This is a genomic window from Paenibacillus sp. BR1-192, assembly GCF_029542445.1.
Taxonomy (GTDB): Bacteria; Bacillota; Bacilli; order Paenibacillales; family Paenibacillaceae; genus Paenibacillus_AQ; species Paenibacillus_AQ lautus_A.
The window spans coordinates 5848722-5874895 of record NZ_CP120718.1 but is presented as its reverse complement, the minus strand read 5'-3'; the positions used below and the strand labels follow the sequence as shown (position 1 = coordinate 5874895).

Genomic DNA, 26174 nt, shown 5'->3' with positions numbered 1-26174 from the left:
TTTAAAATTTTTCTTACGGTCACAATATCACATTTTTTAGGAGGTTGTAAAGTGTCAGATAAATTAAAGGTCATTCATAAGAACCTTGATACCTTGCTGGACACCAAACGGGAAGCTATGCCAACCAGCTTTAACAAAACACGCTTTCTCCAAAACTGCATGACAGTATTGCAGGATACCAAAGGAATTGAACAGTGTGACGCTACCAGTGTAGCCAGAACCATGCTTAAAGGTGCTTTCCTTGGTTTGGACTTCTTTAACAAGGAGTGCTATGCCATTGTTTACAACGGTAGCGTACAGTTCCAAACCGATTACAAAGGCGAAAAGAAGCTTGCAAAGCAGTACAGCGTTCGGAAAGTTCAGGATATTTACGCAAAGCTTGTACGTGAACATGATGACTTCCGAGAAGAAATCAAGGATGGGCAGCAGACTATTCAATTCGTCCCTAAACCTTTTAATAACGGCGAAATACTCGGAGCCTTTGCGGTGGTTCTATACCAGGATGGCGGCATGGCGTATGAGGTAATGTCATCCGAAGAAATTGAGACAACGCGCAAAAATTACTCGAAACAGGCCAACGGTCAGGCTTGGACTAAAAGCAAGGGCGAAATGTATAAAAAGACAGTTCTTCGGCGCTTGTGCAAAAACATTGAATTGAACTTTGACACTATTGAACAGGCCAGAACATTCGAAGATGCAAGCGACTTCGATATGAGTAAAGAACCTAAACCATCACAGCAAAGCCCTTTGAATCCTACGATCATTGAAGCCGAGTTTGAAGAGATCACAGAGGAACAAGCCAATGGAACTGAACAAGAATAATTATTTCAGTGATGAAGCCGGTCGTTACTATATGTCTGTAAGCCAGTTCAAGAGCTTCCTGCCCTCATATGGGGGCTGTGAGGCTCAGGCAATGGCTACAATCAACGGCGAGTTCAAGCCTTACGCCATTGATGCATTCATGGAAGGTCACTATCTACATGCCTGGAATGAGGGGGTTCTGGATGAATTCAGAGAAAACCATCCCGAATTGTATAGCAGCAGAGGGCCGACAAAAGGTCAACTGAAATCTGAGTTCAAACACTGTAACAAGATGATCGAGGTTTTGGAAAATGATCCTCTTGTCATGCAAGCCTTGGCAGGACAGAAAGAAGTCATCATGACTGCTGAACTGTTCGGGATCCCATGGAAGATCATGCTGGACAGCTATAATCCTGATGTTACAGGTATTTTTGCTGACCTAAAGACCATGAAAGACATAGACGGTAAGTGGTGGAACAAGGAAGCTCAGGCTTATGACAACTTCCTGGACCATTACGGTTATACGATCCAAATGGCAGTATATGCCGAGATTGAGAAGCGAGTAACAGGCCGTAAGGATTGGTTGCTGCCGCATATGGTCGTAGTGACTAAACAGGACCCACCAGACCACGAAATTATCTATTTTGATTATGACGTAATAGAACAGAGCTTACACATCGTAGGCAAGCATATAGAGCGTGTTAAGTCCGTTAAATCAGGCGAGGTTGAACCGGCTCGTTGTGAGAAGTGCGATTACTGCCGGTTAACCAAGAAGATTAATCGAATCAAACATTTTAGCGAACTGAGCTTGTATTAGGAGGAATTACATTGATAAACCGTGTGATAGTTGTGGGCCGATTAACCCGTGATCCTGAACTGAGGTACGCGCCGAACGGAACGGCTGTAACCAAGTTTACTGTAGCCTGTGACCGATATGGTGACGGAGCTGACTTCATACCAGTAACGGTGTTCAAGAAAACAGCCGAAGCGTGCGCGAACAATCTAAATAAAGGCAGACTGGTTGGAGTTGAAGGTAGATGGCAGACGGGGAGTTATGAAACCAATGAGGGCAAGAAGGTTTACACCAATGACCTGATCGCTGATAATGTGCGATTCTTGGACAGTGGAAACAGACATGAAGACAACAACAATCAAAATAAGGACCCGTTTAATTCAGATCCTAATGCTTACGATAAAACAGACGATGATCTTCCTTTCTAGGAGGTGTCAGTATGATTGATTTCGGACATCACCCAGCACCTAAGCCGGAGAAGAAGGTAAAGGAACGGCGCAACAAGGTTCAAACGTCTCAACGTAAGAGGAAACCAAAGGGCGTTGATTTAACCAAAGAACAGGTAAGAGAAGAAGTCAAGAAACGAGACGGGAACTGGTGCTTACTTAGCGGTAAGCCCGGTCCTGGACTTCATCTCCATCGGGTAGTGTATAGCGGCATGGGTGGCGGTAACGGAAAATATGAGGTATGGAACTGTGTCCTACTTTCAAATGAGATGCACACATTAGTACATTCCAGCAAGAGAACATGGATGCCGTTGCTTCTGGACTATTTGGTTAAGAAGAAACAAGGTGAGGATACTTCACACATTCTTACGAAATTACGAGATAAAGCAAAATAAGCAGGTGGTGAAATGGCCGGGAAAGGGTGGATAAAACTTCACCGCAAAATTCGAGATAATCCAATTTTCAATGATCATCAATTGCTTCGGTTATGGCTCATATGCCTGACCGAAGCAACACATAAAGAACGTGACCAGATTATAGGGAAACAGACGGTTCATTTGATGCCTGGGGAGTTTGTAACTGGACGATTTGATATTCAGGAACTGTACAATCAAGGGCTTAAACTCAAGGAAAAAGTGACCGGAGAAAAAACGGTTTTTAGGTGGCTTGAAACCTTAGAAAAAGGTGGTTTTCTGACCATCAAAAAGACCAACAAATTCAGTATTGTAAGCATTGATAATTGGGGCTTTTATCAAGGTGACGAGACGAGCAATGACCAACAAATTGACCAACAAATGACCAACAAAAGACCATCAAATGACCAACAAATGACCACAAACAAGAATGTAAAGAATGATAAGAATGAAAAAGAAATAGATACTACGGACAATTTCACAAGAGTCGAAAGGGCATATGCAACCATTCATAAGACGATGGGACTTAAACCGGTTGATTGGCCTTTAGTCAATAAGCTTTTAGAAAAAGGTATTGCTGCTGACTTGATCATTGAAGTCATGGAAGAGAAACATGCCAAAAAGATTCAAGAAGGCGGAACCGTGAACGGATTCTCGTTTTATACAAATGCAATTAACGAACGGTTTAATCAAGGGCAACGAAATGAAGGAAGACTCGACTTTTTAAATGATTTGTAAAGGTGGCGAATCGATTGGAAAGAGAAGATGCAAAGAAGTTATTCAGGAAACTTGCCGCCAGCTATCCGAATTGGAAAGTTGATAAAGGTATCGCGGAAATATGGATCGAGGAATTAGAAGAGGCGGACGCTGAACATGCTTGGGCTAATGCCAAGGAGCACATCAGAGAAAGTAAGTTCGCTCCTACCATTGCCGACATCGTGAAGCCGAATTCCAATGTCATGGCTCAGAGAGAAATCGAACGTACCCGGCAATACCTCAAAGAACGGGAGGAACGGGACAAAAACGCAGCTCCATTGCCTTGGGAAGTTGAAGGCATTGAGAAGAAGATGTGGATCTTGCGAGAGATGGCGAAGGCCAAGGGGAAACAGCAATGAGTTTCCATAGTATAGAAACAGAACAGGCGGTACTCGGATCTATCTTGATTGAGTCGGAATTGATTTATGAATCGGTCCTGACACCAGAACACTTTTATCACGAGGGTCACCAACTGATATTTGAACAGATGATGCAGATGCGCGAGAAGCAGGAAAAGATTGAAATCGTCTCATTGGTAGCAAGACTGGGTGCCGCTGTGCAAGATATCGGCGGTGTCCAGTACCTCTCACAACTGAGCACATCTTTTCCGATGACCGATCAGTTCGCAAATCACGAGCAGATCATAAAAGAAAAGTACCTTATGCGTACCGGCATGCTGGCGATTAAAAAGCTATACAGCGAATTGCCAGACAATCCAAGGGAATTGGCAGCTGAATTAATGAGCCTTGCCGAATCGATTGGAGATCAAGTCAGGACAGAAGGCGGCTTCCGACACATCAAAGACGGCCTCATGGACCACGTAGACCAACTAGAGCACAAGAAAGAACATGGGCTGGCATCAGGAGCCAAAACAGTGGGAACGGCCTTAGACAAGATCACAGGACGTTGGAAGAAGCAGACTTTGAACATCATAGCCGCACGACCTTCGGTGGGTAAAACGGCCTTTATGCTTAATAACGCGGTTGCGGCAGGAAAAGAAGGCATGACTGTTGCGATATTTAGCTTGGAACAACCCGAGGTACAGTTGCTTGACCGTATGATAGCGGCAGAATGTCGGATCATCGGTGAGAACATTCGAGATGGGAAACTATCAGACGATGAATGGACCAAATACACCGTGGGGCTATCCACTCTAGCTGAGATGGAAATATACATTGACGACAAGCCGGGGCGCACCATCCAAGAAATACGGTCGGCGGTGCGGAAACTTAGAAAAAAGCATCCAGAACTGATTGTACTCATCGATTATCTGCAACTGATCCACGGCGGCAAGAAATTCGCTGGCGGCCGAAATGAAGAGGTTGGATATGTCAGCAGCTCCCTTAAACAAATGGCTCGGGAAAATGATTGCCCGGTGATCGCACTGGCACAGCTTAGCCGAGGTGTGGAACAACGCCAGGACAAACGACCGATGATGTCAGACCTTCGAGAGTCTGGAAACATCGAACAGGATGCGGACACAATCACATTTCTTTATCGAGATGACTATTACAACCAAGAAACCGAGAAGAAAAATATCATCGAATGCATTGTTGCCAAAAACCGGGAAGGATCGGTAGGAACGGCAGAGATGGTGAATATGCGGGAGTATGGAAAGTTCGTGGATTTAGAAACGAGATATGCATAAAGGGGGAAAGGCCATGGATGTCATGGGGACCAAGAGCAACAACGAGTTAATCGAAATCATCATGGATTGTGAACTGGACATGGATTATAGGAAACATGCAGCGATGGAAGTCATTAAACGGTTGGGGGTGAGTGCTCCGTGGGTCGTCAAAACAGTGATCTTGTAATGGACAATTCAATAAACGAAGGTCAAGTTTATAACCCACATCTGGGAGATATAGAAGAAGTGATAAATGAAAATATGGGATTGGTGTCAAGTGTAGCGCTAAATTGGCAAGCACGAACAAAGAGAGAATTAGACATGGACGATCTCATGCAAGAAGGGATCATGGGATTGATGAAAGCATATCAAAGATACACACCGGGAGAAGCCAAGTTTTCTACTTTCGCCCACTACTATATCAAGAAATATATGTTCCTATACATTCGGGATCATACACGAACTATCAAACCATCAAGATATTACTATGAAGTGATTGGGAAAATAGTCAATCGAGATTTAAAAAAATCACCCCCAGAAGAAATCTCTAAAATCCTTGGGTATCCTTTGAAGACGATTAAAAAAGCATTAGAACATCTTGACCTGATCGAAACCCGACTCATTCACAATTTCATCTCACCTGATGCGGAGATCGAACAAGTCGATGTGTTCAAGACTTATGAAGACTACAGTCAAATCTTTGTCAACGATTTTATGGATTCGCTAAACGAAACAGAACGGAGAATAGTGAGATATCGATACTTCGATATGACATTCCGAGAGATCGGCAAAGAAATTGGCGTGTCTCATACGTTAGTCGGCATGAAGATAAAAGATATTCGAAAGAATGCATCCTTATACTTTTGGGGATCAAGAGCATTAGCAGGAGGTGCGTAATATGCGTTTTATAGGAATCGACCCAAGCGGAGAAACAGGTATGGCGCTGCTGGATCGGAACGGGAATTACCTGGACGGCTTCGAAATTGCACCAGACACATCTGACAAGACAGTCAAGATATGCGAGATCGTAGAAACCATATTCGACAACTTGGAACTTGGTGACGTGATAGCAATTGAAGGATTCAGTTTCGGTTCTAAGGGTAAAGGGATTGACTTTCAATTCGGTCTTGGTCACGCAATCAGGCTTGAGCTGTACCGGCAGAATATGAAATGGATTGAAGTGTCTCCAACCCAGGTTAAGAAGTTCGCAACTGGTAAGGGAACAACCAAGAAAGAAAACATGATTCTACCGATCATGAGACATTGGAACTTCGAACATGATTCCAACAACGTGCGAGACGCATTTGTGCTTGCTCAGGTGGCGCGTTCAGTACAATCTGGTGTATTCGTGACAGAGTACCAGAAAGACGTTGTAGAAGCGATTCTAGAAGCCGCAGAAAAGATGAGCAGTTAAGCATAGGGATAAGCAATTATTCCGCACCCCGTTACACCCTATAAACCAAACTGGTGTTCCAGTGAATACAAATTATGGAGGTAAATATGAACCTTACTAAGCTGTTTGAAATGCAACGTGAATTGGATAGACGGATCGTAAAAGAAAAGGGATTGGAGAATGAATATCTCCTTCCTCGAAAGATACTAGCGCTTCAAGTTGAACTCGGAGAATGCGCGAATGAATGGCGAGGGTTCAAGTTCTGGAGCAAGAACCAAAAGCCAAGAACAGAATTCACTCAGCCGTGTTTCGAATGTAACGGCGAGGATATCGGAATGGAATGCCATCGGTGTGAGGGTGAAGGGTATGAGGTCAAATCCAACCCACTCCTAGAAGAATACATTGATTGCTTGCACTTCATATTGTCGATTGGTCTGATTGACGATTTATACACGTATATTGGCGCGTTTGATCCAGTGACCAGTGAGAACATAACCCAAGCTTATAACCGTGTGTTTATGGCTGTTGTTGATGTTTCAGAAGACTTCGATACTTATGAATATCAAATGTTGCTTGAATTTTTCTTCGGACTTGGAAAGATGCTCGGCTTCACCTGGGAACAAATCGAAGCAGCCTATATAGCAAAGAACGAAGTCAATCATAACCGTCAAAGCACCGGATATTAACCCCCAAAGGAGCGATAAAGGATGAATGTTAAAGAACTCATTGAACGTTTGAGTGGATACGATGATGAAATCGAAGTTAAGTTCGGAATATGGAATCCAGAAACATGTGAGGCGGAGGAAACATACCCAATTAATGATGTTAAACATTACGACTATTTAGACCCTGTTTTATATATCTGGAGCGAGTAAAGGAGCAAAAACACTATGAAGCTTAACCGGATGCAAGACCCAAAAGTAAAAGCGGCGATTCGATTGCTTCAGGCAAAAGGGATCACCATAAAAGAAATCGAGGAAGCATATCGGTACTACGACCGGATTAAGGAAAAGCCAGATAATCGGTCAATTGTGGACCTGATTTAACCCCCATACCCCATAACAAAGGAGCGATAAAGGATGCTTCTTAATCAAATCATCAACGCTGACTGCTTCGATGTGTTCCCGGAAATACCGACCGGCAGCGTAGATATGATATTTTGCGATCTGCCATACGGGACCACGAGAAGCCCATGGGATTCCGTACTTCCCTTTGAAAGATTGTGGTCCGAATATGAACGAATTATCAAGGATAACGGAGCGATAGTGCTATTTGCAAAGGCTCCATTTGATAAAGCTCTAGCTGCCAGCAATATGCGATTGTTCCGGTATGAATGGATTTGGGAAAAGAACAAGGCGACAGGCCACTTAAACAAAGGGTCGATGCCTCTGCAGGCTCATGAAAACATTCTGGTTTTTTATAAGAGCACACCAACGTATAACGCTCAGATGTCACAAGGGCACAAGCCAATGAATGCAGCGACCAACAATCATAAGTCATCGGTCTATGGCAATGGCATTCCTTGGTCCAACGAGGCAGGAAAAACCGAACGTTACCCACGCAGCGTGCTTTATTACCCTGTGGTGAACAACGATGACCCGGAGCGAATACACCCTAATCAGAAGCCTGTAGAGCTGTGTGAATACCTAATACGCACTTATACGAATGAAGGGGAAACGGTGCTTGATAACTGCGGAGGAAGTTGCACGACTGCAAGTAGCTGCAGCACGGAGCAACCGGAATTACATTGTGATTGAAAAAGATCCGAAATATGCAACCGGTGGACAACAGCGAATCGAACAAATGCAATTAACCCTATTTTAACCCCCATACCCCATATAAGGAGAGATAACAAATGTACGAATATGATGATTTCTACGAACCAAGCGATTTCGAAATGCAGATTGAAGAATTCAAGTCATCGCTTATGGCCTCGGTCAAGGATGAATACAAAGCAGAGATGGAACGACTCCGGAAAGAAAACGCTGAATTAAAGCCGGTCAAGGAACGAATGCGAGAAATCGAATTCGAACGAACTCGCGAAAAGAATGATTTGGAACGCGCGAAGCTAGATGCTTTTAGGGAAGCAAAGAAAATGCGTTTAGCTGAATTGCTGAAAGACTACAAGGCAGTGATTTATACCGTTGATTCCAACCGAATCTATAAGCCTAAATGTGATCATTGCGATGACAACAGACAGGTTGAGTATAAGACCCCGTTAGGAAGAACAGCTAAAGAGGATTGCTCTTGTAAGACATATACATTTAAACACGAAATCAGAGAAGTTGAAGCATCGTACATTGAGCATTATTCGCCCGATCATGGTATCAATGTCGGATATTACGATGAACAACGTGAAGAAAGGGTCGGTTCATATCACATGTATAAAGACGGAACTGACTACGCAGCGGTAACTTCGTGGACTTATTTTGCAGACAAGGAAGAAATACAGAAATATTGCGATTGGCTAACAGCCAGGGAAGCCCTATAAACCCAAGGAGGGATAAGACGGAATGAAGAGGTTGACGGAAACTGAGCGTCAAGAAATTAGAGAATTTCATATATTCTACAATGCCCAAGGGGTCCCGATACTTGACGATAATGTGGAGAAAGCGTTGGATTCTGAGCGTGTTGCATGGTCTGAGGTAGATAGACTACGAAAGGCTATGAAAGAAGCCCTAGATCGTATATGCAATGTCCAGCCTAATGCAGCAGGATTTATTATTGCAGAAGCATTGAAGGAAAAGGATTAAACCATATACGGCCGCCGCCTAAAGGCTGAGCATATTCTGTCGGTCGATGGCGGCAAGCCGCAAAACCAATGGAGGAATGAAAATGTACGGTGTTTATTTAGATGGTCAGCTTATGGAGAAGTTTTCTACACCCGGAGAAGCATACTATGCGGCGCAATTCGCCTATCAAGAAACCGGAAAGTTCCATGAAGTGCGCTACGTTTAACTGATTGGCCGAAAGGCCTCCGACAACGACCGAATAATCTCAGGCGAAGCCGGGGGCCGTATAAGCCCTTTATCCCTTTAGAGAGGAAGAAGAGAAGATGAAACGTGAAATCAAATTTAGAGGTAAGCGAACCAAAACTGAAAGGTTTGTCTACGGATACTACATGTATACGTTTGATATTTGTTACAACTCACAAGGATATGATGATGTACCACCTAGAGTGCATTATATTTTCGATGCTAGAGGTAATTTTTATGAAGTCGATCCCGAAACAGTAGGTCAAGACTCCGGACTAAAAGACCGTAACGGTAAAGAGATATATGAAGGGGATATTGTGCGATACCCTGACGCTTACATGAATGGTGTAGATGGTGATTGGGATGAAGTCACATGTGTTGGTGAAATCAAATGGGATGATGATCAGGCTCAATTTTATGTGACTAACCGTGAATCTATCGACAATGAAGATTTTTGGGAAGCGATTGATGAAGCAGAAGTCATCGGCAACCGCTGGGACAATCCCGATCTATTGGAGGGGTAGAAGATATGAGTAGAGAAGTTGACGCAGATTTATATGAATTCCTCCGTGAACGTGAAATGGGCCTTTACACAAAAGACTTCGAACGGAATAAAACAGTATTCGCCTTTGTGCGTGTTGATTTTTCGGACTTGGCAACATTCGTAGAAATTGTGGGCGAGGAGCATTTTGCGGAAGGTCCCATGGAAGTGGCGTTATGCAGTAATGATGTATGCATTGAGATTAATGATCTTATTGAGCTGTACGGACACTACTTATCCAGTTATAAAAAGTGTTTTGACGAGGATGATTGGAATCATTACGAGAGCAGAATCAATGAAATGGAGGGGTGGATATGAATAACCAAGTAAAGCTAATAGACAGGAATAAGATATTAAGCGATCTAATGAGACATATCGACTCACTAAATAACGATATGAACTATGCGATGCATGAAGGAGAAGAAAGTTGGGCGGCTGAGATTTCTAACAAGATTGAACTCTTACAGTTGTTTGTTGACGCAATTATGGCTGGCGCATATAAGCCCGACACCGTACCCACCATTAAGCCGGGAGATAAAGTTAAGCACAAATTAAATTGGTTTGGGATTGGGGAAGTACAGAAAATCAGAGGCAGAAAGGCATACGTGACTTTCGCAGGATATGACGCGGATGATTTGTACGACTTTTGCGAGTTGGAGGTAGTGGAATGAGTAGAGACAAGATCATCATCGTCCATGCACCAACTGACGCAGAGAAAGCGCTCAGACGCTGGCTTGAATCCAACCGCTGCGCACGATGCGGAGTAGTCACCATTCCAGATGACGAAATCTGGTGCAAGGGATGCAGACCGGATAGGGGGCTTGGGGAATGAGTAGAGACTGGAAAAAGGATATGAGGATATGCGAGCAATCAAAAGCGAACGGATTTTCAGACGGACTTACATTCCTTTCTATCCTTCCTGAGATAGGCATCCACTGGCTCCAACAATACGCAGCCACCAAAGAAGAACTAGCCAAGATCAACTGCGACTATTATGCAGATAAGCAAAGGTTTGTGGTACAGCGTAGAGAGTTGGAAGAGACAACACGGAGGGAACAGAAGCTAAAAGAAGCCCTGGAACACTGTATTAGGGAATTCCCTCAATGGGATTCCAAAGAGATTGCAGGAACGCTGATGGTCGATTACATGAACAACATACTATCTATCCTTTATCCAAAGGAGGAAACCAAATGAAACGGGAAGAGATATTGGCTATGAAGCCGGGAGAAGAACTTGACGAAATCGTATCACGAGAAATATTCGGGGTAGAGATGATTGCACATGTCCCATACTCTTCCGACATATCCGCAGCATGGGAAGTAGTAGAGAAGCTGAGGGAGTCACACCTTTACACGGACATCAGGACATGCGCCGATTTTTACGAGGTATGGGTACAGATACCACCGTTTCAAGAAGAACATGTGCAAACAGAAACAATAGCCCATCCAAGACTACCGTATGCCATCTGTAAAGCCGCTCTACTAGCTGTATTAGAGGAGGGAGAAACAAAATGATCATCGGTATAGATTTATCCAATAAACCAGATAGAACAACGATCCACACCAGAATCAATGACAAGAAAAGGATCTCTAGCTGCTTCAGAAAATTTGCAAATGCTCATTTTGAAAAATGGGGATGGGAAACGTTCTTGTGGGATGGTGATCAGATAGCAGTGGAATACGCTGTATTGGACAGTGCGGATGAAGTGGTTAAATTGCACGCTAAGATACTGAACGCACACTCTATCAACCTTCCAGGGGAGGAAACAGAAGAATGAACTCTATCGAAGTATCTTTACCAAAAGCATCTATACCTATAGAAATTCAATTGCCGAAATTATGCACTCGATGTTTAGGTAGCGGTGAGCAGCTAGCCATGCAAAGTGCTGTTACTTATGACGTTGGGAGTATTAGATATAAAGATAAAAAGGTCAAGTGTGAGGCATGCAAAGGAACAGGTAGAGCAGGATGATCGGAGGGTATAACAGTGACACCTAACACCGTAACAGCACAAACCTACTGGACATGGACGCGGAAGGCCGAGGAAGAAGATCCTAAGCGTCATAGAGCAGGTGAAAGGGTTTGGCCTCACTATGAGAAGGAAGCTCCTGCAAGATGGCTAGAAGACGGTCTAATATGTGATTCAACCGAAGTGGTTAAGGAAGGGCAAACGGACTTATTTGATTATATAAAGGGGTGAACAAGTTGAAAGAACTATTAAAACAATACCGGGAAACACGATCCTTACTCATGGGATACAAAATAAACGCTCCCGAAGAAGAAAAGGAATTAATCAGCGGCATGATATCTGATTTACAGTATGCTATCGATTGGATGAATCGAGGACATAAGCCCGATCCAAGACGAGGTATAAACAGACGTTCCAGAGGCCAACGAACAATTCCTGTAGATCCACTCAAGATACAGTCATACGCCCAACCAGCAGCTTGTGGAAGCCCTACAACGTTGAGTGAGTACGAAAGGTACCAAATCGAAGACGCTTTATCTACACTAAGCGAGAGAGAACGTGAATGCTATATCATGAAATACGGTAAATGTTACTCCATTGGAGATATAGCGAATATATTAAATGTGAAAAGAGGAACAATCCAAGACTACTTAAAGAAAGCCGAAGAAAAAGTAAAAAATAACATAGAAAACAGTCTTTTCTTGGTTGGATAAGTGAAAAAGGCAAAATAACCCTTACACTTGCCACCTATATATAGACGGGTGGGGGATATCGAGATGACTATACGGCACGGTCTCGTTATCCCTAAATTTTAGAACAACTACCTTAACATATCGAATACTCCACTCTTGATAGTAATCCTCCTTTACCGTGACCAGAGCGGTTAAAGAGTGCGATCCTGGGGGCTGCCGCTGCCTAAGTAAAGCGGTTTATGATATCATCTGATTGAGAGGTGATAAATATGGAAGAACGGAAAGACTTCATAGAGTTTGAAAAGGCTAAAAATGAATTCGTTCATGAATTAGCTAAAGCGTTCAAACTGTACACAATACTTAATTGGTTAGAACCAAAAGCCGAATGGGTTAATAAGAAAATAGATAAACTATTAGGTCGCCAATAGGGCGGCTTTTTTTATTTGCATAAGAAAGGGTGGTGCGATGCTTGCTCAAAAGATCAAATTCATATCTGCAGATGAAGCCAAAGAGAAGCTAAGACTTACTGACCATGAATACAACCTACTGAAATACTACCAAGGGAACAAAAGAAGCAAAGATATAAACGAAGTATGTGTGGAATTGGCGATGTCAAAGCAAAGGTTGGCTAAGACGAAGAGGTCATTGGAACATAAGTTAAATAAACTGTGAGGTGTAAGGGATGTACAAGGAAACTGTATTCAGCAGATCGGATTTGCATAGTGCTGTTGATGCGCTGGATAGATTGGGAAAGGAATACACGATTAAAAAGATCAACGCCGTAGAAGTGGATTATGAGCAGGTTGGTTTCTCGATGAGCAAGGTAAAGAACCCAGAACGGTTCGATAGATGGGTTATTGAAGAAGTCGCGAAAAAGGTTGAATTGGTGATATCTAAAGACGAAGGATTTAAAGCAACGTTCTACGATGCTCATGGAACTATTAAGGTGGCAGAAGAATGACACAATTATTCTACAAATCAAAAGCATGGAAACGTAAACGAGCCAAAATATTACGAAGAGACGAATACATGTGTCAACAAAGCAAAAGGTACGGTAAGACCGAACCGGCTACAACAGTCCACCATTGCTATCAGCTTGAATACTATCCGGAATTAGCATTAGAGGATTGGAACCTGATAAGCCTAAGCGATAAGCAACACAATGCTATGCATGACAGAGTAACACATGAACTGACTGAACTGGGGCTGGAGTGGCAAGAGAGAGTGAGGCAGCATTATGAAAGGTGGAAGGCAATCCGTGAACAGAAACATTAAGCAAGGCGAACAGTATGCCGTGTTCATTGATTATGGACCGGATGCAATGCAACAGATATTTGAGAACGAGGCAGAAGCAAACGAGGAATACAACAGATTGGTGGTAAGCGAAAAAGATATTCCTGTTTATCTGTGTAAGGTGATTAAGCATTCGTGAATGAAAGGTGGACGAAGGAACATGGAAGCAACTGAATTGAAACTTGAGTACTTAAAGGAACTTAGACTCCTGATGACATCTGACGTATTGAATGATCAAAGTATTGGGACTGTCTTGAATAGTTACAGCGCTGTTTGTGCAAGTGTTGAGAAGGACCTTTGGATAGAAAGGGAAACGAGTGAGGGAGGGAACGAGAATGAAATATGATTGTAATTTATGCGGTAAAGGAAAAGCAGTTAGTAAGGTTCGTAATTGCTATGGCACGGAGTTAGGGATATGCGGATACTGCTATGGGGTAGTTGCTAAGGGGATAATTGTAGAGGAACCTCAGGTGAATGAGCCATTGCTTATAATTGAGGTTGAAGATATGGAGTCGGTACCAACTGTGCGATACAAAGGGGAGAAGGTGGAAGGTAAGATCGATGTATCGTACTCGTGGGAAACCAGCGATGCATTTAACAGAGGTAGTCACAAGGTTCATATCAAACATTTTGATAAAGACCAGAACTCTGTCAAAACATTGGGAATCGAGAGGTTATCTATCCCCGCCCACCCTAACTTATAGGTTAAACCTATCACGGGACCGGGCAGGGTAGCTTTTTCCAATAGAGCGAGTTTCCAAAAATAATTTTCGGGAGGTGAGAGCATGGCGAACATAGGCAAGAAAGCAATCAAAGACCGCACCACGACTGACATGAAGGCACTTGGCGTATATAAGCCTGAATATGAAGGAATCATTGAAATTTACGCCGAGTTGGTGGACCAATACAACAAGATTACGAAAGAATTCAAAGAGGGCGGATACAAATACGAGGTTGAAACTGATCAAGGCGGCAAAAAGAAGGCACCAATCGTTGCAACGCTCGAGACGTTGAGAAAAGATATACTGGCATACTCCGACAGGCTATGTCTCAACCCGAAATCTTTGGAAACTGTAACCCCTGATAGTGGTGGCGGCAAGCCGAAATCACCGTTAGCGTTGGCTCTCAGGGAAATGGCATGAGCATGTATAAGAATTATAATTCGGTATTGGAGTATGCCGAGGATGTTGTAAGTGGTCGTAAGGTTGCAGGGAGAGAAATTGTCCAAGCTGGTCAGCGCTTCTTGGACGACCTAAAGAACCCTGAATATGAATTCAATCCAAAAGACGCCGAGTTCGTTATCGGTATCATCGAAAAAACATTTGTGCATGACCAAGGCGAGAAGCTGGACGGGACACCGCTCAGGGGAACGCCTTTTTTGTTGGAACCATGGCAGAAGTTTATCATTTACAACCTTGTAGGCTTCTACCACAAAGGGACGAAACTCAGGCGGTACAAAGAAGCGTTTATATACTTGCCTCGTAAGAATGGTAAGTCGCGCTTTATAGCTGGCATAGCCTGGGCCTTATCGCTTCTGGAGAGGCGTTCTGGTTCCAAGATATATATTGTTGGTGCAGCTCTCGAGCAATCGTTACAGTCATTCAATTTCATCCTGTTCAACCTGAAGCAAATGGGCGAGGAAGAAAACTTTAGGATCCTGGACAATAACCAAGAACACAGCATAGGCGGTGATTTGGGTGACGGTTCAATCTATATTAAGGCGCTGGCGGCGAATCCAGACCGGCAAGATTCCTTGAACTGTAACATCGGGATTGCGGACGAAGTTCACGCTTACCGCACACCGAAGCAGTACAACATCATCAAAGAGGCGATGAAAGCCTACAGTAATAAATTGATGATCGGTATCACCACAGCCGGTGACAACATGACATCGTTCTGTTACCAACGCCTACAATACTGTAAAAAGATCCTTGATAAGTCCGTCAATGACGAGGCTTATTTTGTTTTTGTCGCCAAAGCGGACGAGGACGAAAATGGAGACGTGGATTACACAAATGCAATCCAGCATGAGAAGGCTAATCCGAACTATGGGATCACAATCCGTCCGGAAGACATTATGAACGATGCGCTTCAGGCACAGAACGATCCTCAGCAGCGTAAAGACTTCTTTGCTAAGTCCTTAAATGTATATACATCTGCAATGAGAGCCTACTTCAACCTGGACGAGTTTAGAGCCTCGGACAGAAAATATAAATGGACACTTGAGGAATTAGCGAAATTGCCGATTGATTGGTACGGCGGCGCTGACCTTTCTAAGCTTCATGACCTTACGGCGGCAGCTTTGTATGGGAATTATAAAGGTGTGGATATCATCATACCTCATGCATGGTTCCCGATTGTGGCGGCAACGAGGAAGGCAGAAGAGGATAACATTCCTCTATTCGGATGGAAAGAAGACGGATGGCTAGATATGTGTAATACAGCAACAGTCAACTACACCAACATTATTAATTGGTTTGTTGAGATGAAACAAAAGGGATTCAAGATCAAACAGATTGGCTTTGACCGTAAGTTTGGACGGGAATTCTTCTTGGGTATGAAGCGCAAAGGCTTCTCTATTGTGGATCAGCCGCAATACTTTTACAAAAAGTCTGAGGGCTTCCGTAGGATCGAGAAGCAAGCCAAAGACGGCAATCTCTATTACCTTCATTCCCAGGCTTTCGAATACTGTGTGCAAAACGTCCATGCCATTGAGAAGACTGACGACATGATCCAATTTGAAAAGGTAATGCCTGAACAGCGGATTGATATATTTGATGCCGCTGTTTTTGCTGCTGTCCGAATGCTTGAGAACATCGAGCGCGCCGGTACCGCGAGTAAATGGCTGAATGGGGGGTGATGAAACTGAGCAAAAAGAAGCGTAACCGAAACCAAAACGCTAAGAATACAAGAGCCGAACCGCAAAGCAATCTAGGATGGTTTTTAACAACCGATGCCTACGATACGTTGTGTGTGCCGGGATACACGAGGTTGTCAGATAATCCGGAAGTAAAAATGGCCGTTCATAAAATCGCGGACTTGATCAGCTCCATGACGATCCATTTAATGCGGAATACCGCTAATGGAGATGTCCGGGTCCAGAATGAACTATCCCGGAAGATTGATATCAATCCATACAGCCTAATGACTCGGAAAAACTGGATGTACAACATCGTTTATACCATGTTGCTTCCAGGCGAGGGTAACAGTGTTGTGTTCCCGCAAATGCGCGAGGGTTTGATTGATGAATTGATTCCCTTTAAACCAAGTGGAGTCACATACCAGGATACAACCAACGCATACCAAGTCATGTATCAAGGCAGAACATATGATCATAATGAAATCCTTCACTTCGTGATGAACCCTGATCCCGAGAGGCCGTGGATTGGTACCGGTTATCGTGTGGTGTTGAAAGACATCGTAGATAATCTGAAACAGGCAACAGCCACTAAGAAAGGGTTTATGGGCGGCAAGTATATGCCTAGCTTGATAGTGAAAGTGGATGCCAACACTGCTGAGTTATCGAGCGTGGAAGGGCGCGACAAGGTATATGATATGTACCTTAAACGGTCTGAAGCAGGTCAACCTTGGATTGTACCGGCTGAAATGATCGAAGTTGAGCAGGTTAAACCTTTATCACTGAATGATCTTGCCATTAATGATGCGGTACAACTGGATAAAAGAACAGTAGCTGGACTCATTGGAGTACCAGCTTTTTTCGTTGGTGTCGGTGATTTCAAAAAGGATGAATACAACGCCTTTATCAATACGCGCATCTTGCCAATGGCACAAGGGATTGTGCAGGAACTGACAAGGAAATTGCTGTTTGCTCCTGAGTTGTATTTCAAATTTAATCCACGCAGCTTGTACGCCTACGACATGAAAGAACTTGCTGAAGTAGGAAGCAACCTTTACATTCGCGGTCTATATTCAGGCAACGAGATCCGCAATTGGCTAGGCGATTCGCCACTTGAAGGACTTGACCAACTGGTTATCCTTGAAAACTTTATCCCGGCTGAAATGATAGCTAATCAAAGCAAACTGAATCCCAAAGGAGGTGAGGACGATGGATAGGGATCAGAAAGTAACCCGGAGTGTACATTCGGAACTGAAAACCCGGGCCGAACAAGACAACTCGGAAATGTTTATTGAGGGCTATTTTGCCGTGTTCAACCAACAAACGGAGTTGTGGCCTGGAGCATTCGAAGAGTTAGCGCCTGAAGCGTTCAACGAGACGCTAGGAAACGATGTGAGGGCCTTGATTAACCACGACACAACATTGGTATTGGGTAGGAATAAATCAGGTTCCTTGGAGCTTAAAGCGGACTCACACGGACTTTGGGGACGCGTCAAAATCAACCCAAACGATTCTGATGCGGTGAACATGTACGAGCGTGTTAAACGTGGCGATGTGGACCAGTGCAGCTTTGGTTTTAACATCCTACAGGAAGATACACAGTTTCGGGATGATGGCACGGTGAAATGGACGATTAGAAAGGTTGATCTCCATGAGGTTTCCGTTTGTACATTCCCGGCCTATGCTGCTACCGGCGTACAAGCTCGGAAAGCGGAAGTTGAGCAGCACAAAGAGCGACAGATGCAACAACGTAAACAAAAACTGAAAGCGAGGTTGAAATAATGGCACTTAGACAAATCATGCTGACGAAGAAAATCGAACAGCGGAAGGCGTCTCTTGCTGAGCTGATCGAGCAAGAGAAAACGTTGGAAACAAGAGCACAAGAACTGGAACAGGCGATTGAAGAGGCACAGACGGTGGAAGAAGAAGCTGCTGTGACTGAAGAGGTCGAGAAGTACGAGGCAGACAAGACGGAACTGGAAGGCAAGAAGACAACGCTTGAAGGTGAAATTGCTGATCTGGAAGGCGAATTGGAAGAACTGAACAACAAAGAACCAAAGAATACGCCTCCTGCTGATGGTGGCGAACAAAGACAAAAACAAACACAATCCCAAGGGGGCGAAACGAGAATGAGAGAAAACAAATTCGAAACACGTGCACAAATGCTAGACCGTTTGAACCAGCAAGAAGTACGGGAATTTTACGCAACTGTATCTAAGGCAGCACTAGACAAACGAGCAATTGCTAATACGGACATTGTAATCCCTGAACAAGTCATTAGCATGATTCAACAAAGACTTGGTGATTATTCCACTCTTTACCGTGAAGTAACCGTTGAATCACTGACTGGTACGGCTCGGGTGATTATGGACGGAGCAATTCCGGAAGCTATCTGGACTGAAATGTGTGATCCTGTTCAAGAACTTGCATCTGCATTTAGTCAAACAGAATTGGATGGTTGGAAAGTAGGCGGGTTTATCCCAGTATGTAACGCCATCCTTGAAGATTCCATGATCAACCTGGCAAATTACATTGAAGGTCGTCTGTCAATGGCTATTGCTAAAGCGTTGGATAAGGCGATTCTGACAGGTACAGGCGCAGCAGCTAAACAACCACTGGGCATTATTCCAGCCTTGACAGGTGACGCCACACGGAATGTAACCAGTGATGGTTCGCTTTCCGATATCGTGGGCAACATGGCTTTGATCGATGATGGGGAAGATGGTGTTCCAGTTGGTGAAGTTATCGCAGTAATGAAGCGTTCGACATATTATGCTCGACTTGCTCCACAAACGTTCCTGCCAACATCTGATGGTCGTCTTGTCGTACAAACTGCACAGTCACCACGCCTCCCAGATGGAACACGTGTAGTATTCAGCCAATATGCACCAGACAACGTGATTGTTATGGGTGATTTCAAGAAATACCTTCTTGGCGAACGCCGTGGTGTGCAGCTTGCCGTTTCGACTGATGTCCGTTTCATCGAAGATCAAACAGTCTTCAAAGGTACAGCACGTTACGATGGCAAGCCGATTTACAACGATTACTTTGTTGTTATCACTCTTGAACCTGTTGTTCCTACTCCATAATAGGGCGGCTTATGCCGCTCTTTATCTTTGAAAGGAGATGGTTTAAATGCCAAAGGTGTTAAAGGATTTCCGGGATAGACATACCCGAAAAATTTATAGAGCCGACAATGATTACGATGTGACGAACGAGGATTATCTAAAGCACCTGCAAAACCTGGGTTATGTTGAAGTGGATCTTGAAGACATGACCAAGGAAGAACTGCTTGACTATGCCAAGGCTAAAGAAATCGGCGGCGTGAATGCTACCATGAAGAAAGCAGACATCCTGGAGACAATCAAGGCGGTGCCGTGATGGACGAAACACAAATCCTACTGCTCGTCAAAGAGCGCTTAGGCATCCGTACAGCGGTTAGAGACTCATACCTAACTGCGATTGTACAGGGTGTGTTAAAAGAGCTACAGGACGAGCACGGCTTGGAACTAGAGCCTACTAACGCCTATCATTTAATGTTTGTGGTAGATTTCGCTACTTGGCGTTATCAAAGCGCTACGAATAATGAAACTTCATTCACTGGATCGCCTGTATCAATGCCGAGACATCTTCAATACCGGTTGCACAACCTATTGCTGCATGTAGGAAGTAAGCAGTCATGAGTTACGATCATGAATTGATACTCATAACCCCTGGTGGAATCATTGAAGACGATATAGGCAATCAGATACCGATTGATCCAGTTAGAACGCCAGTATATTGCCAATTACGTTCGGTTGGGCGGAATGAGTTTTATAACGCTGCTGTAACAGGGTTACGGCCCGAGTTTATATTTGTCATTCACGCATACGAGTACAACGGCGAACAATTGGTTGAATTCGAAGGTGAAAAGTATCGTGTCCTAAGGACGTACGCTGCCAGCTTCGAAGAGATTGAATTGACATGTGAGAAGGTGGCAGCCGATGGCTAACATCTCCATTGATAGGTTGGCGTCAGAAATCGTTAAGGCGGTATCTGAATACAACGATGATGTGTCTAGATCAATTGATAAAGCTGTTGATGATGCAGCAGACGATGTATTGCGAGATACTCGCGCTAATGCTCCCAAAAGGACAGGCGATTACGCAAAGGGATTTAAAAAGACCAACCGCGACAGCATGGGTACAACAAGACGGATTATTTGGAATAAAAAATACTCCCGTATTGTTCACTTGCTGGAATTTGGACATGCCAAGGTTGGCGGTGGGCGTGTAGCTGGAAAACCGCACTTACGATTGGCCTATGACCGAATCGAGCCGCAAATGATGGAGAAGATCCGTCAAATCATCAGGAATGGGGGTTAGGTATGACACAAGCCGAACTATATACTGCTTTGAAGTCACTCGGGTTTCCAGTGGCTTATTCGTCGTTCACAACGTCTCCTACCCCCCTTTCATCACATATCAGTTTGCTTATGATGATGACTTTATGGCAGATGGTTACAACTTCACAGAAATCAGTAATTTTCAGGTGGAGTTGTACACCAAAATTAAGGACCTTGAATCCGAAAAGAAGGTTCAAGACTTGTTCAAGTCACGTTTTATGCCATATCGAAAAAACGAAGCTTGGTTAGACAGTGAAAAGCTAATTCAAGTCATATATGAAGTTCAACTAATTGGAGGTTGATATTAATGAGTCAAAACAAAGTTACTTTCGGTCTAAGCCGTGTTCATATTGCTTTCGTGGATGATACCGCGACAGATTTGCCAGCATGGGAAACACCTGTTGCTGTTCCCGGTGCTGTACGTTTGACACCTGAAGCACAAGGCGAATCCAGCACGTTCTATGCAGACAACACTTCTTATTTCGTTATCACTTCTAATAACGGATATACTTGCGAACTGGAAATGGCTAACGTTCCTGATGATGTGAAAGCCAAAATGCTGGGGTGGGAAGTTGACGACAACGGCATGCTTCTAGAAATTTCCGATGCAAGACCGAAGAAATTCGCGCTCATGGGCGAAGTTCAAGGAGATAAACGTAACCGGCGCTTTGTTTACTATGATTGCCAAGCGGATAGACCGGCGAAAGAACTCACAACCAAAGGCGAAAGTGTGGAACCGAACACTGATGTGTTTAACATGAGTGTTTCCCCTATCGAAATCGATAACCGAATGGTCGTTAAAGGTGATCTGGAACTGAGTGAAACAAACGCTACAGCCTTCAATAGTTTCTTCACCGCGGTTTACCTGCCGACGTTCGCAGTTCCAACGCCATAAGGAGGCCATTATGAGAGAGATAAACATCGGCAATCAAGTCGTGAGAGTCAGAGCAACCACTCTGGCTCTTTTGTTTTATAAGCAGGAATTTAAAAGTGATTTGCTCGGTGATCTGATGAAAATGGGACAGGTTGCAGAGGATCCTTCAAAACTGGAAGTCTTGTCAGTGCTTCAACTGATATGGGCCATGGCAAAAGCGGACTCATACGGGAAACAGTTCCCTTCATTTGAAAATTGGCTTGGGTCCTTTGAAAACATCGACTTCTCTGATGCAAGTTTCATGACCGCTGCTATGGAGGAAGCCGCAGACGGATTTTTTCGTACCGGAGTCAAAGGGGCAGTCCAAAAGTAGCAGTAACGGTAACGATGACGACATCGAAATCAGGTTATTGGCACTTGGTAAACGGTCGGGACTAAGTTTCGCAGAGATTAACGAATTGAGATCAGCGGATCTTATAGCATTCGCGAAGTTCTATTCTGGTGCGGAAGACGACAAACCAAAAGACGCTACACAAGACGATATCGATGCATTTTACGGCAGATAGAGGTGAGTAGATGGCAGAGACAATACGTGGTATTAACGTCCAAATAGGAGCCGAAACAACGGGGCTATCGAAAGCCCTATCAGACGTTAACAAACGAAGTAGGGACATACAATCCGAGTTGAAGCAAGTTGAGCGATTGCTGAAACTGGATCCGGGAAACACGGAGCTGCTTGCACAAAAGCAAAAGCTTCTATCTGATGCAATAACCAACACAAGCCAGAAGCTTAACACCTTGAGAACGGCACAACAGCAGGTAAACGAACAGTTTGCCCGTGGTGAGATAAGCGAAGGCCAGTATCGAGCATTCCAGCGCGAACTAACGAAGACTGAGCAAGAGCTAAAACGCATGGATGGCCAACTTGACGAAACCACGAAATCGCTTAAAGAACAAGGCGTGGTGGTTTCTCAGCTCGGTAAGGACTATCAAGAGTCATTCGAACAGGCCCAGCAATCGTTGGGTAACAGTTTCGAGCAGATGAAGAAAGTCGGTGCCGGGGTCACGGCTGTTGGTGCTGGTATTGCAGCCGGTTTGGGTGTGGCTGTAAGTAAGGCAGCAGATTTCGAACAAGGCATGGCAAACGCATTCTCTGTTATGGCTCCTGAAGAAGTCACAGAGTTCAGAGATGAACTTGAAAAGTTGGCAATCACAATGGGGGCCGACACGAAGTATAGCGCCACAGAAGCCGCGCAAGGCATCGAAGAATTGATTAAAGCCGGTGTGAGTGTTCAGGATGTTTTAGGCGGCGGGCTAGATGGGGCATTGTCCTTGGCAACAGCCGGGGAACTTGAACTAGCTGATGCGGCAGAGATTGCTTCAACGGCACTAAACGCATTTAAAGCTGATGCTATCTCAGTTAATGATGCAGCCGATATTCTGGCAGGTGCCGCTAATGCTTCTGCAACAAGTGTTAGCGAATTGAAGTTTTCTTTATCCGCTGTATCATCTGTCGCTTCAGGTGTGGGGTTGAGTTTTGAGGATACAACTACTGCACTAGCTGTATTCGCTCAAAACGGTCTTAAAGGTTCGGATGCTGGTACATCTCTAAAAACCATGCTCATGCGTCTTACACCAACAACTACAGATGCTTATGAGACGTTTAACGAGTTGGGTTTAATCACATTCCAAACCGCTGATGCATTAGAATACCTTACTAAAAACGGTGTTAAACCAGCCTCTACCGCGACTAAAGATGTTGTGGATGCTATGATGACTTATTCTGCTGAGCAAGCAGGGGTAAAAGTAGGTACTGACAAGGCGAACAAAGCATTTAGAGAAATGGCTTTTGATGTTGGCGCTCTGTCTTCAGCGTTCTATGATGCTAACGGCGATTTGAAGTCCATGGCAGATATCAGCGATATTTTGCAGGATGCATTGTCAGGATTAAACAGTGAACAACGAATTGTAGCCTTAAATACTATGTTCGGATCTGATGCGATCCGCGGCGCTAACATCCTCTTTAAAGAGGGTGCTGAAGGCGTAAACTCAATGGCTGAAGCCATGGGTAAGATATCGGCAGCAGATGTAGCGGCTCAGAAACTGAACACATTCAAAGGCGCTATGGAAGAGTTGGGTGGTTCAATTGAAACTGCTCAGATTTCATTAGGTACAGCATTGCTCCCGGCCCTTGATGTCTTGGCGAATCTCGTTCAAGGATTGGTCGACGGGTTTAACTCGCTATCACCTTCAGTTCAATCGTTTATTGCCATAGCTGGTGCGATTACAGCGGTGTTGGCGTTAATCATTGGACCATTAACATTGCTAGTCGGGTTTCTACCTCAGATAGCAGCAGGTTTCACGATGTTAGGACCGGCTATATCGGTTGTGACTGGACCGATTGGCATTGTAATTGCTGCTGTTGCCGCTCTAGCCGCTGGGCTTACGTATCTGTATAACAATAACGAGACTGTCAGAAATGGACTAAATGCAGCCTGGGAATTCTTGAAAACGGCAGCAACCAATGTGTTCAACGGGATTAAATCCTTTTGGAACAAATGGGGAGCCGACATTGTGGCTTTCTTCAAAAACAATTGGGAGATAACCAAGACGGTCTTCAAAACTGTATTCGAAGCAATCTCGCAAGTAGTTAAGAAAATATTCGATGGCCTTAAAGCGTTTTGGGATAAATGGGGCGGCACCATTACTGAGGCGTTCAAAAACGTCTTCGAAATCCTCAAAATTGCCTTTAAAGCTGCTTTCGATGCAATATCAGCAGTTGTAAAAACTATATTCAACGGAATCAAATCCTTTTGGGATACATGGGGTACAACAATCAAAGGTTTGTTCACCACTGCCCTAAACGTCATCAAAACGTTATTTTCTGGCACTTGGAATTCCATCAAGATAACCATTGAAACGGTAATAGGCGTTATATCCGGTGTAATCAAAGCTTTCCTAGCAGTCCTTAAAGGCGATTGGAAAGGTGCGTGGGATGCTGTAAGAGGCATAGCTGAATCCATATGGAACGGCATTAAAAACATGTTCTCCAATGTTGGAGCAACCATGAAGACCATCGGTAAGGACATCATGCAAGGTCTTATCAATGGTATTAAGGATATGGCTGACGCTGTATGGAACAGCGCCAAAGACGTTGCAGCTAAGATTAAGAACGGATTCAAAGACTTCTTCGGGATCAAATCACCATCCCGGCTTATGATGGGATACGGGGAATACATTTCAGAAGGCTTGGCTATCGGTATTGCTGATGCTGGTAGGTTGGCTGTTAAGTCGGCTGAGAACCTATCAGGTGCCGTTTCTAAGGCCATGTCTGTCGATCCGGTAGGATTATCGGTCGCGGCATCTAGCGCGATGTCAGGAGCGCAAGGAAGCGCACCAACAGGTGGTGTGGTTAATCAATACAACATGGAAGGGATGTTCAAGGGAGCTAACTTCAATGTTCGCAACGATGAAGATATCAGGAAATTGAGTCAAGGTATTGGAAGTTATATCACTGGGAATTCAAGAGGATTAGGAGGTGTGGCGACTTGAGTCACGATTCTGTATTAACCCTAGACGGTGTTACACCGAAGTCGTTAGGCATGGGCGTGTTTCGCAGGACTCAGCGCCCAATCCTATCTTCTACGGTGGATACCATTGTAACGGTCCCAGGAATGCACGGAGCATATGACTTCGGGGCAACCATGGGGCCGAAACAGTTTGAACTGGAATGTGCATTCTTCTCTAAGAACCACATAGAATTGCAGCAACGTGTTTCGGCGCTTGCTGCTTTTTTGTTGGATGGTGATGGTAGACCAAGGACAATGCCTATCATATTCGCTAATCAACCGGATAGGCAGTATATGGTGCGTTACTTGGGGGATTTGCAAATTGATCGTATAAGCGGTCTTGGAACATTCACATTACCGTTTACAGCGTTTGATCCATTCGCCTATAGCACGTATTGGTCACATGAAATAAACGTGGACAGCCTTGTATTCGTTGATAGCGATATATACGTTGATACAGCGTATGAATTTTCCATTAATGGTCCACAAACCATTCCAACATATAACACAGGAAATCAAAACGCCCAACCAATCATCGAGATAAACGGGGCGTTTTCTTATTTGTCTCTAATGGTTGGCGGTGTTGAATTTATATATACAGTTCCGATGTCTGGAACACTTACTCTAGATTTTCAACGTAAAACAGCACGGATCGGGACGCAAAATGTGTTACAGAACACAAATGCAAGATTCGGAAAGTTACCGGTTGGCATATCCAACATCCAGGTTGACGGAACCGGATTGAACTTCAATATGACAATTAAATTCCGACAGAAATATGCATAAGGGGTG

Annotated in this window: 42 protein-coding genes; all 42 read left to right on the top strand. The window is 44.2% G+C overall.

All coding sequences use genetic code 11. The features are described 5' to 3' along the window. Nucleotides 1-51: 51 nt before the first annotated feature. The 42 genes from P0X86_RS26630 to P0X86_RS26425 all read left to right on the top strand — a co-directional run bounded on the left by P0X86_RS26630 (nt 52) and on the right by P0X86_RS26425 (nt 26168). Nucleotides 52-822 (top strand): RecT family recombinase, encoded by a 771-nt coding sequence (locus P0X86_RS26630; protein WP_277746883.1) that lies wholly within the window; start codon nt 52-54, stop codon nt 820-822. Beyond that, complete coding sequence (locus tag P0X86_RS26625; RefSeq protein WP_277746882.1) at nt 803-1618, top strand: PD-(D/E)XK nuclease-like domain-containing protein; 816 nt, start codon at nt 803-805, stop codon at nt 1616-1618. Before P0X86_RS26630 ends, P0X86_RS26625 begins: the two co-directional genes overlap by 20 nt. Before the next feature lie 11 nt (nt 1619-1629). Next, the gene (locus P0X86_RS26620) at nt 1630-2022 is read left to right on the top strand and encodes a single-stranded DNA-binding protein (protein WP_277746881.1); all 393 of its coding nucleotides are present in this window, start codon (nt 1630-1632) and stop codon (nt 2020-2022) included. 11 nt (nt 2023-2033) lie between these two features. Further along, entirely contained in the window at nt 2034-2435 is a 402-nt protein-coding gene (locus P0X86_RS26615; protein ID WP_277746880.1) for a hypothetical protein, read from the top strand. Nucleotides 2436-2447: 12 nt separating this feature from the next. Then, nucleotides 2448-3191 carry a hypothetical protein gene (locus P0X86_RS26610; RefSeq protein WP_277746879.1) on the top strand — a complete coding sequence of 248 codons (744 nt, stop codon included), beginning with the start codon at nt 2448-2450 and terminating at the stop codon, nt 3189-3191. A gap of 14 nt (nt 3192-3205) precedes the next feature. Then, nucleotides 3206-3568 (top strand): hypothetical protein, encoded by a 363-nt coding sequence (locus tag P0X86_RS26605; RefSeq protein WP_277746878.1) that lies wholly within the window; start codon nt 3206-3208, stop codon nt 3566-3568. Further along, on the top strand, nt 3565-4857 hold the full coding sequence (gene dnaB, locus P0X86_RS26600; RefSeq protein WP_277746877.1) for a replicative DNA helicase: 1293 nt from the start codon (nt 3565-3567) through the stop codon (nt 4855-4857). The genes P0X86_RS26605 and dnaB overlap by 4 nt, the downstream gene beginning before the upstream one ends. 13 nt (nt 4858-4870) lie before the next feature. Further along, nucleotides 4871-5023: a hypothetical protein gene (locus P0X86_RS26595; protein WP_277746876.1), complete on the top strand. Its 153-nt coding sequence runs from the start codon at nt 4871-4873 to the stop codon at nt 5021-5023. Then, nucleotides 4996-5733: a sigma-70 family RNA polymerase sigma factor gene (locus tag P0X86_RS26590; protein ID WP_277746875.1), complete on the top strand. Its 738-nt coding sequence runs from the start codon at nt 4996-4998 to the stop codon at nt 5731-5733. Before P0X86_RS26595 ends, P0X86_RS26590 begins: the two co-directional genes overlap by 28 nt. Nucleotide 5734: 1 nt before the next feature. Next, nucleotides 5735-6250 carry a crossover junction endodeoxyribonuclease RuvC gene (locus P0X86_RS26585; protein ID WP_277746874.1) on the top strand — a complete coding sequence of 172 codons (516 nt, stop codon included), beginning with the start codon at nt 5735-5737 and terminating at the stop codon, nt 6248-6250. 86 nt (nt 6251-6336) lie between these two features. Beyond that, nucleotides 6337-6915, top strand: coding sequence for a dUTP diphosphatase (locus P0X86_RS26580; protein ID WP_277746873.1), 579 nt, complete (start codon nt 6337-6339; stop codon nt 6913-6915). A 21-nt stretch (nt 6916-6936) separates the two neighbouring features. After that, a complete protein-coding gene (locus P0X86_RS26575; RefSeq protein ID WP_277746872.1) occupies nt 6937-7104 on the top strand; it encodes a hypothetical protein in 168 nt (55 codons plus the stop codon). A 15-nt stretch (nt 7105-7119) separates the two neighbouring features. After that, nucleotides 7120-7275: a hypothetical protein gene (locus tag P0X86_RS26570; RefSeq protein WP_277746871.1), complete on the top strand. Its 156-nt coding sequence runs from the start codon at nt 7120-7122 to the stop codon at nt 7273-7275. Between the two features lie 33 nt (nt 7276-7308). Then, nucleotides 7309-7986: a DNA-methyltransferase gene (locus P0X86_RS26565; RefSeq protein ID WP_277746870.1), complete on the top strand. Its 678-nt coding sequence runs from the start codon at nt 7309-7311 to the stop codon at nt 7984-7986. A 98-nt stretch (nt 7987-8084) separates the two neighbouring features. Then, a complete protein-coding gene (locus P0X86_RS26560; protein ID WP_277746869.1) occupies nt 8085-8720 on the top strand; it encodes a hypothetical protein in 636 nt (211 codons plus the stop codon). Nucleotides 8721-8742: 22 nt separating this feature from the next. Next, nucleotides 8743-8982 carry a hypothetical protein gene (locus P0X86_RS26555; RefSeq protein ID WP_277746868.1) on the top strand — a complete coding sequence of 80 codons (240 nt, stop codon included), beginning with the start codon at nt 8743-8745 and terminating at the stop codon, nt 8980-8982. A gap of 82 nt (nt 8983-9064) precedes the next feature. Beyond that, on the top strand, nt 9065-9187 hold the full coding sequence (locus P0X86_RS26550; protein WP_277746867.1) for a hypothetical protein: 123 nt from the start codon (nt 9065-9067) through the stop codon (nt 9185-9187). 97 nt (nt 9188-9284) lie between these two features. Beyond that, nucleotides 9285-9728, top strand: a complete 444-nt coding sequence (locus P0X86_RS26545) for a YopX family protein (protein ID WP_277746866.1) — start codon at nt 9285-9287, stop codon at nt 9726-9728. Between the two features lie 5 nt (nt 9729-9733). Further along, nucleotides 9734-10063 carry a hypothetical protein gene (locus P0X86_RS26540; RefSeq protein ID WP_277746865.1) on the top strand — a complete coding sequence of 110 codons (330 nt, stop codon included), beginning with the start codon at nt 9734-9736 and terminating at the stop codon, nt 10061-10063. Beyond that, on the top strand, nt 10060-10416 hold the full coding sequence (locus P0X86_RS26535; protein ID WP_277746864.1) for a hypothetical protein: 357 nt from the start codon (nt 10060-10062) through the stop codon (nt 10414-10416). Before P0X86_RS26540 ends, P0X86_RS26535 begins: the two co-directional genes overlap by 4 nt. Next, nucleotides 10413-10577, top strand: coding sequence for a hypothetical protein (locus P0X86_RS26530; RefSeq protein WP_277746863.1), 165 nt, complete (start codon nt 10413-10415; stop codon nt 10575-10577). Before P0X86_RS26535 ends, P0X86_RS26530 begins: the two co-directional genes overlap by 4 nt. Next, on the top strand, nt 10574-10939 hold the full coding sequence (locus tag P0X86_RS26525) for a hypothetical protein (RefSeq protein ID WP_277746862.1): 366 nt from the start codon (nt 10574-10576) through the stop codon (nt 10937-10939). Before P0X86_RS26530 ends, P0X86_RS26525 begins: the two co-directional genes overlap by 4 nt. Beyond that, nucleotides 10936-11259 (top strand): BC1872 family protein, encoded by a 324-nt coding sequence (locus P0X86_RS26520; RefSeq protein WP_277746861.1) that lies wholly within the window; start codon nt 10936-10938, stop codon nt 11257-11259. The genes P0X86_RS26525 and P0X86_RS26520 overlap by 4 nt, the downstream gene beginning before the upstream one ends. Further along, the gene (locus P0X86_RS26515) at nt 11256-11522 is read left to right on the top strand and encodes a hypothetical protein (RefSeq protein ID WP_277746860.1); all 267 of its coding nucleotides are present in this window, start codon (nt 11256-11258) and stop codon (nt 11520-11522) included. Before P0X86_RS26520 ends, P0X86_RS26515 begins: the two co-directional genes overlap by 4 nt. Continuing rightward, a complete protein-coding gene (locus tag P0X86_RS26510; protein WP_277746859.1) occupies nt 11519-11716 on the top strand; it encodes a hypothetical protein in 198 nt (65 codons plus the stop codon). Before P0X86_RS26515 ends, P0X86_RS26510 begins: the two co-directional genes overlap by 4 nt. A gap of 233 nt (nt 11717-11949) precedes the next feature. Then, entirely contained in the window at nt 11950-12426 is a 477-nt protein-coding gene (locus tag P0X86_RS26505) for a sigma-70 family RNA polymerase sigma factor (protein WP_119850631.1), read from the top strand. Nucleotides 12427-12674: 248 nt separating this feature from the next. Further along, on the top strand, nt 12675-12833 hold the full coding sequence (locus P0X86_RS26500; protein ID WP_277746858.1) for a hypothetical protein: 159 nt from the start codon (nt 12675-12677) through the stop codon (nt 12831-12833). Nucleotides 12834-13087: 254 nt separating this feature from the next. Continuing rightward, nucleotides 13088-13366 (top strand): hypothetical protein, encoded by a 279-nt coding sequence (locus tag P0X86_RS26495; protein WP_277746857.1) that lies wholly within the window; start codon nt 13088-13090, stop codon nt 13364-13366. 297 nt (nt 13367-13663) lie between these two features. After that, a complete protein-coding gene (locus P0X86_RS26490) occupies nt 13664-13837 on the top strand; it encodes a hypothetical protein (protein ID WP_162939190.1) in 174 nt (57 codons plus the stop codon). Nucleotides 13838-14033: 196 nt separating this feature from the next. Further along, the gene (locus P0X86_RS26485) at nt 14034-14402 is read left to right on the top strand and encodes a hypothetical protein (RefSeq protein WP_277746856.1); all 369 of its coding nucleotides are present in this window, start codon (nt 14034-14036) and stop codon (nt 14400-14402) included. An 81-nt stretch (nt 14403-14483) separates the two neighbouring features. After that, on the top strand, nt 14484-14840 hold the full coding sequence (locus tag P0X86_RS26480; RefSeq protein ID WP_277746855.1) for a P27 family phage terminase small subunit: 357 nt from the start codon (nt 14484-14486) through the stop codon (nt 14838-14840). Continuing rightward, nucleotides 14837-16558 (top strand): terminase large subunit, encoded by a 1722-nt coding sequence (locus P0X86_RS26475; protein ID WP_277746854.1) that lies wholly within the window; start codon nt 14837-14839, stop codon nt 16556-16558. Before P0X86_RS26480 ends, P0X86_RS26475 begins: the two co-directional genes overlap by 4 nt. Then, the gene (locus P0X86_RS26470) at nt 16558-17772 is read left to right on the top strand and encodes a phage portal protein (RefSeq protein WP_277746853.1); all 1215 of its coding nucleotides are present in this window, start codon (nt 16558-16560) and stop codon (nt 17770-17772) included. The genes P0X86_RS26475 and P0X86_RS26470 overlap by 1 nt, the downstream gene beginning before the upstream one ends. Then, nucleotides 17765-18337 carry an HK97 family phage prohead protease gene (locus tag P0X86_RS26465; RefSeq protein WP_277746852.1) on the top strand — a complete coding sequence of 191 codons (573 nt, stop codon included), beginning with the start codon at nt 17765-17767 and terminating at the stop codon, nt 18335-18337. The genes P0X86_RS26470 and P0X86_RS26465 overlap by 8 nt, the downstream gene beginning before the upstream one ends. After that, nucleotides 18337-19644, top strand: a complete 1308-nt coding sequence (locus P0X86_RS26460) for a phage major capsid protein (protein ID WP_277746851.1) — start codon at nt 18337-18339, stop codon at nt 19642-19644. The genes P0X86_RS26465 and P0X86_RS26460 overlap by 1 nt, the downstream gene beginning before the upstream one ends. Nucleotides 19645-19690: 46 nt before the next feature. After that, nucleotides 19691-19936 (top strand): Rho termination factor N-terminal domain-containing protein, encoded by a 246-nt coding sequence (locus P0X86_RS26455; RefSeq protein ID WP_277746850.1) that lies wholly within the window; start codon nt 19691-19693, stop codon nt 19934-19936. A 298-nt stretch (nt 19937-20234) separates the two neighbouring features. Further along, a complete protein-coding gene (locus P0X86_RS26450; protein ID WP_277746849.1) occupies nt 20235-20546 on the top strand; it encodes a phage head closure protein in 312 nt (103 codons plus the stop codon). Then, nucleotides 20539-20919 carry an HK97 gp10 family phage protein gene (locus P0X86_RS26445; protein WP_213577655.1) on the top strand — a complete coding sequence of 127 codons (381 nt, stop codon included), beginning with the start codon at nt 20539-20541 and terminating at the stop codon, nt 20917-20919. Before P0X86_RS26450 ends, P0X86_RS26445 begins: the two co-directional genes overlap by 8 nt. A 327-nt stretch (nt 20920-21246) precedes the next feature. Further along, entirely contained in the window at nt 21247-21834 is a 588-nt protein-coding gene (locus tag P0X86_RS26440; RefSeq protein WP_277746848.1) for a major tail protein, read from the top strand. Nucleotides 21835-21844: 10 nt separating this feature from the next. Continuing rightward, a complete protein-coding gene (locus P0X86_RS26435) occupies nt 21845-22186 on the top strand; it encodes a hypothetical protein (RefSeq protein WP_277746847.1) in 342 nt (113 codons plus the stop codon). Between the two features lie 203 nt (nt 22187-22389). After that, nucleotides 22390-25365 (top strand): phage tail tape measure protein, encoded by a 2976-nt coding sequence (locus P0X86_RS26430; protein WP_277746846.1) that lies wholly within the window; start codon nt 22390-22392, stop codon nt 25363-25365. Continuing rightward, complete coding sequence (locus tag P0X86_RS26425) at nt 25362-26168, top strand: distal tail protein Dit (RefSeq protein WP_277746845.1); 807 nt, start codon at nt 25362-25364, stop codon at nt 26166-26168. Before P0X86_RS26430 ends, P0X86_RS26425 begins: the two co-directional genes overlap by 4 nt. The last annotated feature ends 6 nt before the right edge of the window (nt 26169-26174 follow it).